General features: G+C 64.2%; 12 protein-coding genes. 4 read left to right on the top strand and 8 right to left on the bottom strand.

Annotation, left to right across the window (positions count from 1 at the left end):
• Positions 1-18: 18 nt before the first annotated feature.
• On the top strand, positions 19-918 hold the full coding sequence (locus BW994_RS13700; protein ID WP_029313103.1) for a glycosyltransferase family 2 protein: 900 nt from the start codon (positions 19-21) through the stop codon (positions 916-918).
• Between the two features lie 373 nt (positions 919-1,291).
• Positions 1,292-5,338: a beta strand repeat-containing protein gene (locus BW994_RS20445; protein WP_076454641.1), complete on the top strand. Its 4,047-nt coding sequence runs from the start codon at positions 1,292-1,294 to the stop codon at positions 5,336-5,338.
• A gap of 46 nt (positions 5,339-5,384) precedes the next feature.
• Here BW994_RS20445 and BW994_RS18915 read toward each other — a convergent pair whose 3' ends face one another.
• Entirely contained in the window at positions 5,385-6,038 is a 654-nt protein-coding gene (locus BW994_RS18915) for a hypothetical protein (protein ID WP_217696463.1), read from the bottom strand.
• Between the two features lie 157 nt (positions 6,039-6,195).
• Between BW994_RS18915 and BW994_RS13685 the strand changes: the two genes are divergently transcribed.
• Positions 6,196-6,426, top strand: coding sequence for a hypothetical protein (locus tag BW994_RS13685; protein WP_029313106.1), 231 nt, complete (start codon positions 6,196-6,198; stop codon positions 6,424-6,426).
• A 65-nt stretch (positions 6,427-6,491) separates the two neighbouring features.
• Here the strand turns inward: BW994_RS13685 and BW994_RS13680 are convergent, their stop codons facing one another.
• From BW994_RS13680 to dusB, 7 genes are all read right to left on the bottom strand, one after another.
• Entirely contained in the window at positions 6,492-6,749 is a 258-nt protein-coding gene (locus BW994_RS13680; RefSeq protein WP_408736044.1) for a nucleotidyltransferase family protein, read from the bottom strand.
• Between the two features lie 113 nt (positions 6,750-6,862).
• Positions 6,863-7,129: a nucleotidyltransferase substrate binding protein gene (locus tag BW994_RS13675; protein ID WP_029313107.1), complete on the bottom strand. Its 267-nt coding sequence runs from the start codon at positions 7,127-7,129 to the stop codon at positions 6,863-6,865.
• A 161-nt stretch (positions 7,130-7,290) separates the two neighbouring features.
• Positions 7,291-8,688, bottom strand: a complete 1,398-nt coding sequence (ntrX, locus tag BW994_RS13670; RefSeq protein ID WP_029313108.1) for a nitrogen assimilation response regulator NtrX — start codon at positions 8,686-8,688, stop codon at positions 7,291-7,293.
• A gap of 7 nt (positions 8,689-8,695) precedes the next feature.
• Positions 8,696-10,909 (bottom strand): sensor histidine kinase NtrY-like, encoded by a 2,214-nt coding sequence (locus BW994_RS13665; RefSeq protein ID WP_029313109.1) that lies wholly within the window; start codon positions 10,907-10,909, stop codon positions 8,696-8,698.
• A gap of 22 nt (positions 10,910-10,931) precedes the next feature.
• Positions 10,932-12,395, bottom strand: coding sequence for a nitrogen regulation protein NR(I) (gene ntrC, locus BW994_RS13660; protein WP_029313110.1), 1,464 nt, complete (start codon positions 12,393-12,395; stop codon positions 10,932-10,934).
• Entirely contained in the window at positions 12,395-13,540 is a 1,146-nt protein-coding gene (locus BW994_RS13655) for a two-component system sensor histidine kinase NtrB (protein WP_029313111.1), read from the bottom strand. The genes ntrC and BW994_RS13655 overlap by 1 nt, the downstream gene beginning before the upstream one ends.
• Entirely contained in the window at positions 13,537-14,610 is a 1,074-nt protein-coding gene (gene dusB, locus BW994_RS13650; RefSeq protein WP_029313112.1) for a tRNA dihydrouridine synthase DusB, read from the bottom strand. The genes BW994_RS13655 and dusB overlap by 4 nt, the downstream gene beginning before the upstream one ends.
• Positions 14,611-14,723: 113 nt before the next feature.
• Between dusB and BW994_RS13645 the strand changes: the two genes are divergently transcribed.
• On the top strand, positions 14,724-14,969 hold a 246-nt coding region (locus tag BW994_RS13645), incomplete at its 3' end, for a transposase (RefSeq protein WP_175612120.1).

The raw sequence follows: 14,969 nt of genomic DNA, 5'->3' as shown, positions 1-14,969 counted from the left end.
CTGCCCTGCAACCAGTCCATGAGCCAGGACCGTCTGGTCGTCATCATCCTGCATTATCGCGGGCTTGCGGACACTGCGGCCTGCTTGGCATCCGTCGTGCCGCAGCGTCACGCCGATCTCGCGATCCTGCTGGTCGACAACGCCAGCGGCGACGATCTTTCGGCACTGCAAGCGCAATACGGCACCCAAATCGATGTGCTGCGCCTTTCGGAAAACCGCGGATGGGCCGGCGGCAACAACGCCGGCATCGCCTGGGCCCGCCGCGAACAAGCCTGCATCGTCTGCCTGCTCAACAACGATACCATTGTGCCGCCCGGCGCGTTCGATCGCCTCGCCGTCGCGGCAAAGCTGTGCGGCCCCTGCCTGATGCACCCGGCAATCGACTACGCCGACCCCAGCGAAGGCGTCCAGCTTGACCCATCGACCCGGCCCGACGCCGCGCTATTCCCCTGCCAGCCGCCCGATGACGCAAAAGTGTTTAGGCTCGATTACGCATACGGCGCGTGTCTTTTGATCCCGATGGCGGTGTTTGACCGGATCGGCACGTTCGATGAACGCTTTTTCCTGCAACTGGAGGAGGCCGATTTTTTTGATCGCGCCCGGAGCGCGGGAATCCCCTCGCTCTGCCTGCCATCGGTGCGGATCGTCCACGCCGAATCGCGCAGCTTCGGCGGCCGCGATACGCCGGATAAAACCTACTACATCACCCGCAACCGCCTGTTATTGGCCGAAAAATCGCGGCCTCGCTGGCGAGCGTATCGTGCCGCCCTGCGTTTGATTCTGTGGCGCGCGGATGAACGGGCGAACGGCTCGGTGCTCCGTTGGATTCTGTCCAGCCAGCCTCAGGCGAGGGCGATGCGGCAAGGATTTCGCGACTATTGCCTCCGCCGCTTCGGTCGTCGAGCCGGTCCATTTTGAGGATTCCGCGTCGCAAGGCACTGAGTCCAGCCTGATCGAGGTTGGTGCGGGGCACCCGCATCGGTCGACAACGCCGCAACAACTTTATGATGTTTGCGTGACGAACGAGGCCAAAAAATCCGAAATCCGGAAACCATTCTTTAACACTCCCTCCGCAATAATCCTTCCAGAGACAAAAACGGTCTCCTTGTTTCAACGAGGATTGTACCTTTTTCGCACATTGTCTCAAAAATCGCAGGTATCAGAGGTTGCGTTTTTTAGACAATGTCGCGTACAGTGACGCCGCGCACGATTTCTACAGCGGCGTAAAGCAACTGGGGGTTGCTTTCCTCGTGTTAAGCTGATTTTGCGCCCTTCAACCTTGGGAGCTTTCATGTCAACCACGCTTACACCAACCGGTTTTACGGCCGCCCCTGTTGTGCCCCAGCCGAACGGCGCGGGACAGATCGTCGGGCTCAACCTCCAGAACACCTCGATCACCGCACTCGCCGCTCAGCCGACCACGTTCGGCGAAACCTTCAAAGCCGGTGCGGTGCAACGCACCGACCAACTCACCGCCACCATCAACGGCAAGGCCTACGCCGTGCAGATGGACGCCAAGACCTTCAACCCGGATGGCTCGGTCGCCATGGCGGTGCTGACGGTCGATGCACCGGCCTTGCCCGCCAACTCCACCACCGGGGTCATGCTCTCGATCGGCGGCACGCCGAACCCCGGCCTCTCCGCCCCGGCGGCGAACCTGGCGAGCGCATTGAAGGGTTATTCCCTCACCGCGAAGCTAGTTATCGCGGCCAACGCCGGCGGTGCCACCGGCACGCAGACGATCAACATAGCCCAGGACGTCTTGAACGCGCTGAACGCCGGCACCGCGACCAAATGGCTGAACGGCCCCCTGGCGCAGGAAGCGATCGTCAGCATTCCGGTCTCAGGCTCGCTGCGGATCGAGGCGGACGTCACCGCCTACGCGAACGGCACCATCTCGGCGAACCTCCAGTTCAACAACGACGTTGCGATGTCTGCCAATGGCGGCACCATCACCTACTCGACCACCATCGCGCAGAACGGTACAATCATCGCCTCGCAACCCAGCCTGACGCAGTACCAATATCAGGATTGGAGCACCATGGTCGGCACCGCGCCGGCGGCCGGCGCGCTGAATGTTCAGCACGATGTCGCGTATCTGGAGGCGACGGGGGCGGTTCAGAATTACGATACGCAATATGGCGTTTCCAGTAGCCTCATCGCCGGCGGCAACGACAACGAGGCATCTCAGATTGCGGCACCGGGCTGGAACGCGCCGCTGGGGACGGATGGTATTACCCAGTACATGCCCGGGGTTGGGGGCAGGGGTGATATCGGGCCGACCACCGGTGCCAACGCGACCTGGCTGATCACACAGAACGCCACAGCCGCAACCTACGCACTCGGCCAGGCACAGGAAGCCGGATCGGTACCGTGGCATTTCTACGACCCGACCAGCGGCGGCACCTTCCTGACGACGGGAACGCCCGGGCAAGTCAACATCTGGACCGATCCGCGCGGCAATCCGGGGCTGACCCAGAACGTCAGCAACAACACCGGATGGTCGACCGACCAGGCACATATGCCAGACCTGTCGTACGATGCATACGTCCAAACCGGTAATGTGCAATATCTCGAACAATTGAACGCCGAAGCGTCGTTCGCCGAAGTCAATCAATGGAACCCGACGCGACAGGTGACCACGCCGCAGGGAACCTCCTACACCGACATCATCGTCAACGGCGAGCAAGTCCGCGGTGCGGCATGGAGCCTGCGGGCGCTGCAGGAAGCCGCCTACGCCAACCCAGCCACTTCCGCCGATGGCCAATATTTCACCCAGGCGACCAACGACAATTACGCCTATCTTAACGCAATGATCCCGACCTGGACGCAGCAGCAGGGACAGGCTTTCGGCTACCTGCCAGGAAATTATGGAAATTCCGGCGAAATGGCGCCGTGGCAGCAGGACTATCTCGCCTCCACCGTGATTCAGGGCGCTGAGTTCGGTATGGCCGGTGCTTTGACATTCCTGAAATGGGAATCGAATTATCTGGTCGGCCGCTTCTTCGCCGAGACCCAGGGTTTCAGCCCGCTCGATGCGTTCGCCTACAATGTCCAAATATTTTCGCCGAACGGACACTACAGCTCAAATACTTATTATACGACCTGGTCACAGATCGAGCAGGGAACCATGGCTTATGGTCAGTCCAATGTCGTCGGCAACGGGTCCTTGCAATCGACCACATGGGCCCATGCCCGAGGCGACTACGGTGCCCTCGCCCTCCAAACCCTCGCCGGCATCATCACCGTCAGCACCAGTTCCGTCGCCAACGCCGCAACCATGGGCGCATACCAATACCAGGCCATGCAAGCCTTCGGCTGGCTCCTCGCCAGCGGCGCACCCTACATCAGCCCCAACTCAACCGCATCCACCACCCCCCAATTCTCCATCGACCCCCGCCTCGCCAACGGCCAACTCCTCTCCTTCGGCAACGTCACCATCTCCACCGACACCACGCCCACCCTGCTCACCCCGGTCGACCCCACCAAAAACGCCCTGCTCTACGCCGGTTCCGGCGCGGATACACTGATCGGCGGCACCGGCATCAACCTCCTGTTCGGCGGCTCCGGCGCCGACACCATCATCGGCGGCCCCAACGGCAACGACATTTTCGCCGGCTCCGGCAACGAAACCATCGAAGCCGGCGGCGGCGCCACCTTCATCCAGGCCAGCACCACCGCCTTGCTTACCCCCGGCACCGGCCAGGATCTGTTCGTCATCAACCAACAGGCCAGCGGCGCCGTCACCATCTCCGGCTTCAACCCCCAATACGACCATCTCGATCTGGTCGATGCCGCCGGCGCCCCCGTCAGCATCGCCAACATCATAACCAGCGCCACAACCATCAGCGGCGGCGTCGTCCTGCACATCTCGTCCACCGAAACCCTCACCATCGAAACCATCGGCACCCCCAGCATCACCAGCGCCTGGTTCAACGAACAAACGGTCACCACCGTCGCGGGTGCCACTGGCGGCTCCACCACCACCAGCGGCAGCGGCTCGACCAGCGGCGGCGTCGTCCCCACGCCACCACCCGCACCCCCACCGCCGCCGCCGCCCGCACCGGTCGTCACCAGCGTCGTCGGCGGCGCCTCGATCTCCGGTGACGCCTCGATCACCGCTGCCAGCCAGCAGACCACAATCATCGGCGGCGCCGGCGCCTCGACCATCCAGGTCGGCACCGTCGGGCTCGACTCCATCATCGGCGGCGCCGGCTCCATCGCCCTCACCGGCGGCAGTGCGGAGATGTTTTTCCAAGCCGGCAGCGGTGCCACCGTGATCGATCAGCGCAACACCACCGGCAATGCCGAAATCATCACCGGCACCGGCAACGCCACGATCAATACCGGCACCGGTTACAATTACATCGATGTCACCAATTCCAACAGCGCAACCACCCTCGTCATCAACGGCTATTCCTTCGCCCGAAACCCGATCAATTACACCGGTTTCGCTAACAACGAGTATCTGCGCTCCGCTTCGTTCAACGCATCCGGCGGCGTGCTCACCCTGGTCGATGGCCAGACCATCCAGCTGAACTACGCCGATACGGTGGCGAGCGCCTCCATGGTCTCCAGCGGGTCCGGCACGTCCCAACCCCAGATCGTCACCTTGAACCAGGCCGACCAAACCTTCACCGGCGGCGCAGCGCCCGTCATCCTGTCGGATCAGGGCGGCAACAGCACCATCACCGGCGGCACCGGCGGCCTCTCCCTCACCGATTCGGCCGGGCACGACCGCATCACAACCGCAGCGAACGCAACCGACCGGCTCAACCTCGCCGGCAGCGATACCGTCATGAGCACCGGCAACGACATGATCACAATGGCCGGCGGCGGGGTGGTCACCGCCAGTGGCAGCCAGTTGAGCTTCGTCGGCGGCACCCAGGCGAGCACCGTCTTCGGCGGGGCCGGCGCGCTCACCGCATCGAGCCATGCCGGCGGGATCGACCTGATCGGCGGGGCCGGACCCACAACCCTCAGCGAAGGCCGCGGTGCGGATGTCGTCTCGGCCGGTGCGGGCAACATGACACTGACCGGCAGCACCGGCACCCTCACCTTCGTGGCCGGGTCGGGCAACGCGATCATCGATCAGGTCTCCGGCAGCGCGCAGATTATCCCCGGTGCCGGCAATATCACGGTCAACGCCGGATCAGGCTTCGATTACTTCAACTTCTCCAGCGTTTCGGGCGGCGGCAGCGTCGTCATCAATGGTTTCAATGCGACGAGGGACAATTTCAAATATGCCGGCGTCAGCGTCCAGTCATCCACGTTCGGCAAAACCGTGGATCACCTGACCCTGACCGACGGCACCAAAATCACGATGAATCTCACATAACATCGGCGCTGTGGTGCTGAATTGCGCGCAGCATCACAGCCCAGCCTCAGTGAAATCCACCGTGCCCACCGGCATGCCCGCCGCCATGAGAGCCGCCGCCAGGCGGCGCACCGCCCGGCCGTCCCCCCGGCGGTCCACCATGAAACGCGCCATGAAACCCGCCGGGCCCGCCGTCATGGTCGCCCGGCGGACCATGAAAACCGCCCCCGCCGCCATGAAAGTCACCGTCCGGCCGGCCAAAGTGCCCATGGTCCCGGTCGTGGTCCCATCCGCCCCCGCGCCAGCCCCCACCACCGATCACCACGCCGATCCCGCCAAATCCATAGGGGTAGCCATCGCCATACCCGTAGCCATAGGGCACGCCATAACCGGGGTAGCCATAAGCGGGATAACCGAAACCGGGATAGCCGAAGCCCGAATAGCCGAAGCCCGAATAGCCGAACCCGCCATCATACGGATACGCCGGATACGATCCGCCGAACCCGACTACAGGGGCAGGCGTGCAGGCCGGCGCGACGCTCGGTTGCCCGCCCGCCGGTGCCGCCTGCGTCCCGGTCGCCGGCGCGCCGGGGTCAGGCGGCGGCGGCCCGGGCGGACAATAACCGCCGGGTGGCACATACGCGCAGCCAGCCAAGGCCAGAAACCCAGCCAAAGCCACGCAACGGGCCGATGATCGCAGGATGTTCATAACGTAACTCACTTCAACGCCTTGTCTGATGAAGTGGATCGCCCGCCGCGCGGTGCAAGTCTGCGCTCCCCTCGTGTGCGCCCAGCACGGTCGGACGCGCGCCCCAGCCCCAGGGTTTGAATTCACCTCCGCCCCACGCCACATAAGCGTCCACTGAGGGAGACAAGCCGTGCCCAAGCTGCCGCCCCCGCCGGCCCTGCTGGCAATCGCATCGATCCTCACCCTGGCCGGTTGCGCCCCGGCCGATCCGCCGCCCACCCCCACCGCCCTCTGCGCCGCCTTCGGCTACACAGCGGGCACGACCTCCTATGCAGCCTGCGTCCAGCGCCGCCGTCACGATGCCATTGAGCGCGCGCACCAGGAGCAGGTCATGCGTCGCCTGATGTCAGGCGCCCCATAAAAAACCTGATGTCAGGCGCCCCATAAAAAACCTGATGTCAGGCGCGCCATAACCACCGGCCGACCTCACCGCGCCGGCACCACCAGCAGCGGCACCGCATCCGCCGCGATCATCGCCCAAAAACCCTCGCCAATCTCCCACCGATCAACCACATCGACCCGCCACGGCAGATCGGAGTCCGAAAACGCCGCGCGCAGCGCCGCCGCCCTGTCCAGGCTAAAACCTCGGCCGGCATCGATGATCAGGTCGAGATCAGAAAAGCGCCGCGCCCGCCCCGTCGCGCGGGATCCGAACACAGCAACGCTGCTCCCCCCCCGGCAGATGGCCTTGCAAAATGGCGGCGACGATCGCGAACTGCTCAGGCGTCAGCGCGATCGACCCCACATCCATCACCCGAGTCGAAGGCTCAGCGTATCGACCAGATGCTGCGCCTCGCTCAGAAATTCCGGAATGCCCGCAACAACCCGGCCTCGCCGCCCGCGCGGATCAGATCGGCAAACCCCATCTGGTCCAGCTCATCAGGCGAGGCCGCGGCCTCACGCAAAAACCGCCGCAGCGTGCGATGGCAAAGCTCATAGGTGAACGCGAATCGCTGGATCAGACCGTCACGGATCTGCTCGTCCGCGGTGTCGCGCTCATAGCCCGCCAATCCTTCGCGGAGTCGCGCGGTTGCGTTGGTTAGTGGGGTGAGGTCGAGGGCCATGGCGCCAACAAATAATTCCAGGAAAATCTTCTTTTTTGTGAACAAAAAAGAAGCAAAAAAACTTCATGAACGGGGCCCGTGCCGCTTCAACCGCCCGTGCCCCAGGGTCAAAAAGTTTTTTGCTTCTTTTTTCCAAAAAAGAAGCCTTCCTTCCGACCGCCTCAAGCACTCCCAGCCCGATCCTCCGCCCCGATCCCCAATTGCTTCAATTTCCGATGCAGCGCGCTCCGCTCCATCCCCACGAAATTCGCGGTCCGGCTGATATTCCCGCCAAACCGCAGCAATTGCGCCTGCAAATACTGCGTCTCGAACACATCCCGCGCCTCGCGCAGCGGCAATGCCATGATATCCGCCAGCGGATCGATCGCCAGCGCCCGCGGCGCATGCGCCCCGATTTCCCCCGGCAGATGATCCGCCCGAAACGCCTCGCCGGCCTCGCCCGGGTGCATGATCATCAGCCAGTCCATCACGTTTCGCAGCTGGCGCACATTGCCTGGCCAGTCATGCACCTGCAACGCCGCCAGCGCCTCGGATGACAGCACGCGCGGCGGCAACCCCGAGGTTTCAGCCGCCCGTTTGAGAAACAGTGCGGCGAGTTCGGGAATATCCTCGCGCCGCTCGCGCAGGCTCGGCACCCGCAGCGGCACCACCGCAAGCCGGTAATACAAATCCTGGCGGAACCGCCCGGCCGCGATCGCCGCCTGCAAATCCCGCGCCGAACTCGCAATGATCCGCAAATCCACCTTCACCCGCGTGCTGCCGCCGATCCGCTCGAAACTCTGGTCCTGCAGCACCCGCACGATCTTGCCCTGGGTTTCCAGCGGCATATCGGCAATCTCATCGAGCAGCAGCGTCCCGCCATGCGCGCGCTCCAGCACGCCGGCCCGGCGCGGCTGCGCGTTCGGATCGGCGCCGGCCTCGGTGCCGAACAATTCCACCTCGACGCGTTCCGGGGCGAGGATCGCGCAATTCAGCACCACGAACGGCCCATCCGCGCGCTTGGACTGGGCATGGATCATCCGCGCCACCACCTCCTTGCCCGCGCCAGCCGCACCCGACAGCAGCACCCGCGAACCGGTCGGTGCCACTTTCTCGATCGCGTGGCGCAGCCCGGTAATCGCGGCGCTGGAGCCGGTCAGCTCGGAATTCGCCCCCACCCGCAGCCGCAACTCGGCATTTTCCGACGCGAGTTTCGCCGCCTCCAGCGCGCGCTGGATGATCAGCAGCAGCCGGTCCGATTTGAACGGTTTTTCGATGAAATCATACGCGCCGAACTGAATCGCGTTCACCGCCATTTCGATCGTGCCGTGGCCCGAAATCATCACCACCGGCACTTCGGGCGCCTCGGCCTTCATGATCTGCAGAATCCCGATCCCATCGAGCGGCGAGTTCTGCAGCCAGACATCGAGCACCACCATCGACGGTTTCCGGTCGCGGAACGCGGCCACCGCATCGTCCGACGTTCCCGCATTGCGCGTGGTGTAGCCCTCGTCGCGCAGAATCGCGTCGATCAGCAACCTGATATCCGGCTCGTCGTCGATGATGAGTATTTCGGACATTGTCCCCCTAATCGGCTTTCAAACTCAGCGTTACGACCGAACCGGGCAATCCGTCCCGGTCCGACAGTTCCAGACCACCCTGGTGATCTTCCATGATCTTGCGCACAATGGCGAGACCCAGGCCGGTGCCCTTCGGCTTGTGGGTAATATAGGGCTCGACCAGCCGCGCACGATCCTGCGTGGGCAGGCCTACGCCATCATCGATCACGGCGATCTGGTGCGCGTCTTCACCGGGCGTAATCCGCAAGGTCACATGACCGTGTACGGTGCCCCGCTCGACGTTATCGGCGCGCATCGCAATCGCATCGGCGGCGTTCTGCAGCAGATTGGTCAGCGCCTGGCCGATCAGCCGCGCATCGCAGCGCGCCCGTGGCGCCGGCTCGGGGCATTCCACCACCCATTCGATGCCGGGATGTGCGCTGCGCTGCAAAATCACCGCCTCGCGCCCAATCCGTCCCAGATCCTCGGATTTGATGATCGGCTGCGGCATCCGCGCGAACGCCGAAAACTCATCGACCATCCGCCCGATGTCACCGACATGCCGCACGATGGTATCCGCGCATTGCGCGAAACTCTCGGGGTCGGAGGTGATCTCGCGGGTGAACCGCCGCTTCAGCCGCTCGGCCGAAAGCTGGATCGGGGTGAGGGGGTTCTTGATTTCATGCGCGATCCGCCGCGCCACATCCGCCCAGGCCGCCTTGCGCTGGGCCGCCTGCAGTTCGGTGATGTCGTCGAACGTGACAACAAAGCCGGTCGCCCGCTCACCCTTCAGATCCGCCCCGATCCGCACCAGAAACATCTGCTTGGCGTTGGCCGCACCGTAGTCGATCTCGCCGGTCGCGGGCTTTTCCGGCGTCGCGCGCGCCTGTTCGAGCAATGGCGCGAAATCCGGCAGCAAATCCACCAGCGGCGTACCCAGATGCGCCAGCAGATCGATGCCGAGCAACACCGAAGCCGCCCGATTCGGCAGTTCGATCCGCCCGCGCGGATCAAGCCCGATCACCCCGGCCGAAACCCCGGCCAGCACCGTCTCGGTAAACCGCCGCCGCTCATCGATCTGGCCATAGGCGTTCATCAACTCGGCGCGCTGCTCGGCGATTTGCCCGGTCATCCGGTTGAACGCGCGCGACAACCCCGCAACGTCATCGCCCGAATCGCCTTCGGGCACCCGCACCAGATAATCACCCGCCCGCACCCGCTCCGCCGCCTCGATCAGATACGAAATCGGCCGCGCGATCTGATTGGCGAACACCAGCCCGATCAGCGACGCGCCGGACAGCACCAGCAACGCCACGGTCGCGAAAATCAGCGCGAAAAACAACTCGAACTGTGCCCGGTGATGCTCCAGCCGGTTGTATTCCGCCAGTGCCTGCCGCGTCCGATCGACATGCGCCAGAATGCTCGGATCGAGCGGCCGCTCGACCATCAGCATCAGCGTCGGCGTCGCCTCGAGCTCGACCACGGCACTTTCCAGCGTCGAATCCGGCGTGCTCCACACCGCGATCTGATGCTTCTCCGCCTCCGCCACCACCTCGGCCGGCGGCAAGGTCACCCCCGCGCCGGCAAACAGCCCGGCGGAGGCCACCACCTTGTCGGTCAACGGCTCGAAAATCGCCGATTGCGTCAGCCCGTGCAACTCGGTCTGCGCCACCAGCACGTTCAGGAACCCCTGATTGAAAAAGTTCTGGGGATCACCGTAGAAAATCGGCCCGTTCTGGTTGAGATCGTTGGCGATCGCCAGCGCATCGAGCCGGATGCTGTTCTTCTTCGCATCCAGATACCCCACCGCCACCTGCTGGCTCTCCGCCAGGGCGGTGCGCACCCGCTGATTGAACCAGGCCTGGATGCCCAGATTGAAGAACACGGCCGCAAAAATCGCGACCAATATCGCCGGCACCGCCGCCACGCCGCCGAACAGCAGCACCAGCCGCACATGCAGCCGCGCCCCCGCCGCGCCGCGCCGGCTCTCCATCACCACCCGCGTCACCCGCGCCACCAGCACGGTGATCAACAGCAGCAGGATCGAAATATCGCCGATCGCGAGCCCGAACGCCGCCCCCGAATGCAACTCCAGTTTGATGCCGCCCGCCAGATAGGCAAAACTGCCAATGCCCAGCGTCAGCGCCAGCGTGGCCAGCACCAGCGTCGAAACCCGCCCCAGCAGCACGTTCAACAGCCGCGCCCGCACCGGCGCATCGGCCGGCTCCGCCCGGTTGGTCATCTGGTCCAAACCAAAAACCCTTTCAGCCGACCCGCCGCGTCACCCCGATCTCGTGCTCGCGGATCTTCTTGCGCAGCGTGTTCCGGTTCAACCCCAGCATCGCGGCCGCCCTGATCTGATTGCCCCGCGTCTCACCCAGCACCAGCCTGATCAACGGCTCCTCGAACGCGGCCAGCACCCGGTCATACAGCACCCCATCCTCGCCCTTGTCGCGCGCCTCGCCCATCAGCCGCGCCACATGCCGCTCGATCGCGCGCTCCACCGCCTGCGGCGTATCCGGCGTCGCATCGCCGGCGTGCGGCGCCGCCTGATCATGGCTGACCCGCTCGGCCAGCTCCGCCTCGACGATCTCTTCCGTGATCACCGATTGCGGCACCAGGGCCGAAAACCGCCGCATCAGATTTTCCAGCTCGCGCACATTGCCCGGCCACCGATACCCCGCAAGCCGCAGCATCGCCTCGGGCGCCAGCGTCTTCGCCGGCAACCCCTCCGCCTGCGCGCGCCCCAGAAAATGCTGCGCCAGCAACGCAATATCCCCCGCCCGCTCGCGCAACGGCGGCAGGCGGATCGGCACCACGTTCAACCGATAGAACAAATCCTCCCGAAATTGCCCCGAGCGGATCAACACCCGCAAATCCCGATGCGTCGCCGCCACGATCCGCGCATTCGCCCGGATCGGCTGGCGCCCGCCCACCGTGGTGAACTCGCCCTCCTGCAACACCCGCAGCAGCCGCGTCTGCGCCTCGGGCGGCATATCGCCGATCTCATCAAGAAACAGCGTCCCGCCCGCCGCCTGCTCGAACCGCCCGATATGCCGGTTGGTCGCCCCGGTGAACGCACCCCGCTCATGGCCGAACAACTCGCTCTCGATCAACTCGCGCGGAATCGCCGCCATGTTGATCGCAACGAACGGCCCCTGCCGCCGGCGCCCATAATCATGCAGCGCCCGCGCCACCAACTCCTTGCCCGAACCCGATTCCCCAGTGATCATCACGGTCAGATCGGTGGTGGTCAGCCGCGCGATCACCCGATAGATCTCCTGCATCGAGCCCGAACGCCCGATCAACGGCAGATTATCCTCCGGCGCCTTCGAAGCCTCCACCGGCGCAGCCAGCGCCGGCTGCTTCAACGCCCGATCCACAATGCTCAGCAACTCACCCAAATCAAACGGCTTAGGCAGATACTCGAACGCCCCCCGCTGGGTCGACTGCACCGCGGTCAGAATGGTCGATTGCGCCGACATCACCAGCACCGGCAATTCCGGCCGGATCCGCTTGATCCGCGGCACCAGGTCAAGCCCGTTCTCATCGGGCATCAGCACATCGGTGATCACCAGATCACCCTCGCCATCCTCCACCCACCGCCACAGCGTCGCCGCCGAGGATGTCGTCCGCACCTGATACCCCGAACGCCCGAGCGCCTGGGTCAACACCGTGCGGATCGAACGATCATCATCGGCAATCAGAATCGTCGGCAAAGTCGTCATCAATGCTCACCCTCGCCGCGATCCTCGAACTGCGGCAGATGAATCCGAAATTCCGTGCGCCCCGGCCTGCTCTCCACGTTGATCAACCCTCCATGGTCCGCAACAATTTTCGCCACCAGCGCCAGCCCCAGCCCGGACCCCGCCGCCTTGGTGCTCACGAACGGCTCGAACAGATGCCGCCTGATATCCTCGGGAATCCCCGCGCCATTGTCGCGCACCGCAATGAAGATCGGCAAATTCGGCTGCCCCCGCCCGCTCGAGGCCGCCAGCCGCACGCCATGCTGAAACCCGGTCGCCAGATAAATCTCCCCATCCGCCCGCTCGGTCTCCGCCACCGCCTCCGCCGCGTTCTTGATCAGATTGAGCAACACCTGCACCAACTGGTCCCGGTTCCCCAGCACCGACGGCAACGACGGATCATACGCCTCGACAAACCGGATCCGCGCCCCGAACCCGCTCTGCGCCAACCGCCGCACATGTTCGAGCACCCGATGCACATTGACCGCCTGCAAATCCATCTTCTTGTCGCCGAACACCTCGATCCGCTCGACCAGATCCTTGATCCGGTCCACCTCGTCCCGGATCAGCACCGCCAGCTCCCGGTCATCCGCCGCAGCGTTCGCCTCCAGCAACTGCGCCGCCCCCCGAATCCCCGACAGCGGATTTTTCACCTCATGCGCCAGCACCGCCGCCATCCCGGTAATGCTCCGCGCCGCATTCCGCGCCGACAATTGCTGATCCAGCGCGCGCGCCGCCGAACTGTCCTGCAACGTCACCACCAGATGCCCCGGCGCATCCGCAATCGGCGCCGCCTGCAACGAAATCCCCCGCCGCGCGAACCGCGGCCCCTCGATCGCCAGGTCATGCTCCGCAATCGGCGCCCCATCCCGCCGCGCCCGATCCAGCAGCATGAAAATCGGATGATCCGCCGGCAGAATATCGTGCAGCGGCTTGCCATACAAAAACGCCGAGGATGACCCGAACAACTCCTCCGCCGCGTAATTCACGAACAGAAACCGATCATCCGCATCCAACTCGCACACCGCCAGCGGCAACGCCGCCAGCAACCGCGCCGTCTCGACCGGCGCCTCAGCCCGCTTCAGCGCCGCCGCCCGCCGCCGAAACGCGCCGCGTAATCCACTCATGCGGCATCCTGTAATGAGTCATCCCCAGCCGCCTCACCCTGCACCGCCCGCTCATAAAACCGTGCCACCAAATCCTCCACCGCCGCCGCCTCATCCAGCCGCATCACCGTCGCCCGAAACTCCGCCGCGCCATACAACCCGCGCGAATACCACCCGAGATGCTTCCGCGCCGCCCGCAACCCCGCCAACTCGCCATAATGCGCCCGCATCGCCCGATAATGCGCAATCAACACATCCCGCTGCGCTTCCAACCCCGGATCAGCCACCACCCGCCCGCTCATCAAATAAGCCGACACCTGGGCCAAAAACCACGGCCGCCCATAAGCCCCGCGCCCGATCATCACCCCATCCGCACCCGACCGCGCCAACGCCTCATCCGCCGCCGCCACACTCGTAATATCCCCATTGGCAATCACCGGAATCGACACCGCATCCTTCACCGACGCAATGAAATCCCAATCCGCCACACCCTCATAAAACTGCTGGCGCGTCCGCCCATGCACACTCACCAGCGCAATCCCGACATCCTGCGCAATCCGGGCGAGGGCAGGGGCGTTCAAACTCGCCCGATCCCACCCCATCCGCATCTTCAACGTCACCGGCACATCCACAGCCCGCGCCGTCGCCTCCAAAATCCGCGCCGCCCGCGCTTCATCACGCATCAGCGCCGACCCGGCCATCTGCCCAACCGCCACTTTTTTCACCGGACAGCCGAAATTGATATCAACAATATCGGCACCCCCCGCCACCGCAATCCGCGCCGCCTCCGCCATCGCCGCCGGATCACACCCCGCCAACTGCACCGAATTCGGCCCCGTCCCACCATCGACCGATGCCATCCGCAACGTCGCCGCATTTTCATGGATCATCGCCCACGACGCGATCATCTCCGAAACCACCAGCCCCGCACCCATCGACTTCACCAGGCGCCGAAACGGCAGATCACTCACGCCAGACATCGGTGCCAAAATAACCGGCACATCGATCACCACATCCCGCTCAGGCCGCCCATGCCCCGCCCGCAGCGTAATCGGCTTGAGTTTCGGCGTCATGCCCACATCGTTGCTCATGATTTAATCACTACTAGCCCGCATTATGCATGAAGGTCGGCGAGCATAGCGTAAACCGTTGATTCGTTGTAAGTATTTGTTGTTGAGACAAAACTTCACCACGACGGAACACCATGCTCGCCTCGGTTGCAAATACTCCAATTCTCCCTGGTCTGTCACCTGTCGCCGGCAAGTCGATCGAGGCCCGGTTCGACGGCGATCTGCTCTCCTCCGACGGGGGGTTGCTGGGGTTACGCGCCATCGAGCAACGGCTCGGCATCGCAAGTCGTTTGGCCGCATGCATCGATGATCCTCGTGCGCCTGGGCGTGTGATCCATGGGCTCGACGAAATCATCCGGTTTCGCATGCTGATGATCGCG

The sequence above is a fragment of the Acidiphilium rubrum genome, assembly GCF_900156265.1.
Taxonomy (GTDB): domain Bacteria; phylum Pseudomonadota; class Alphaproteobacteria; order Acetobacterales; family Acetobacteraceae; genus Acidiphilium; species Acidiphilium rubrum.
The sequence above is the reverse complement of the archived record's forward strand: the minus strand, read 5'-3'. Positions and strand labels throughout refer to the sequence as shown.

What these genes read in the sequence shown, in the direction of transcription:
- BW994_RS13665 (WP_029313109.1), bottom strand. Translation starts at nt 10,909, where the DNA reads ATGACCAACCGGGCGGAGCCGGCCGATGCGCCGGTGCGGGCGCGGCTG.
- dusB (WP_029313112.1), bottom strand. Translation starts at nt 14,610, where the DNA reads ATGAGCAACGATGTGGGCATGACGCCGAAACTCAAGCCGATTACGCTG.
- BW994_RS20445 (WP_076454641.1), top strand. Translation starts at nt 1,292, where the DNA reads ATGTCAACCACGCTTACACCAACCGGTTTTACGGCCGCCCCTGTTGTG.
- BW994_RS13675 (WP_029313107.1), bottom strand. Translation starts at nt 7,129, where the DNA reads ATGGCCCTCGACCTCACCCCACTAACCAACGCAACCGCGCGACTCCGC.
- BW994_RS13700 (WP_029313103.1), top strand. Translation starts at nt 19, where the DNA reads ATGAGCCAGGACCGTCTGGTCGTCATCATCCTGCATTATCGCGGGCTT.
- ntrC (WP_029313110.1), bottom strand. Translation starts at nt 12,395, where the DNA reads ATGACGACTTTGCCGACGATTCTGATTGCCGATGATGATCGTTCGATC.
- BW994_RS13655 (WP_029313111.1), bottom strand. Translation starts at nt 13,540, where the DNA reads ATGAGTGGATTACGCGGCGCGTTTCGGCGGCGGGCGGCGGCGCTGAAG.
- ntrX (WP_029313108.1), bottom strand. Translation starts at nt 8,688, where the DNA reads ATGTCCGAAATACTCATCATCGACGACGAGCCGGATATCAGGTTGCTG.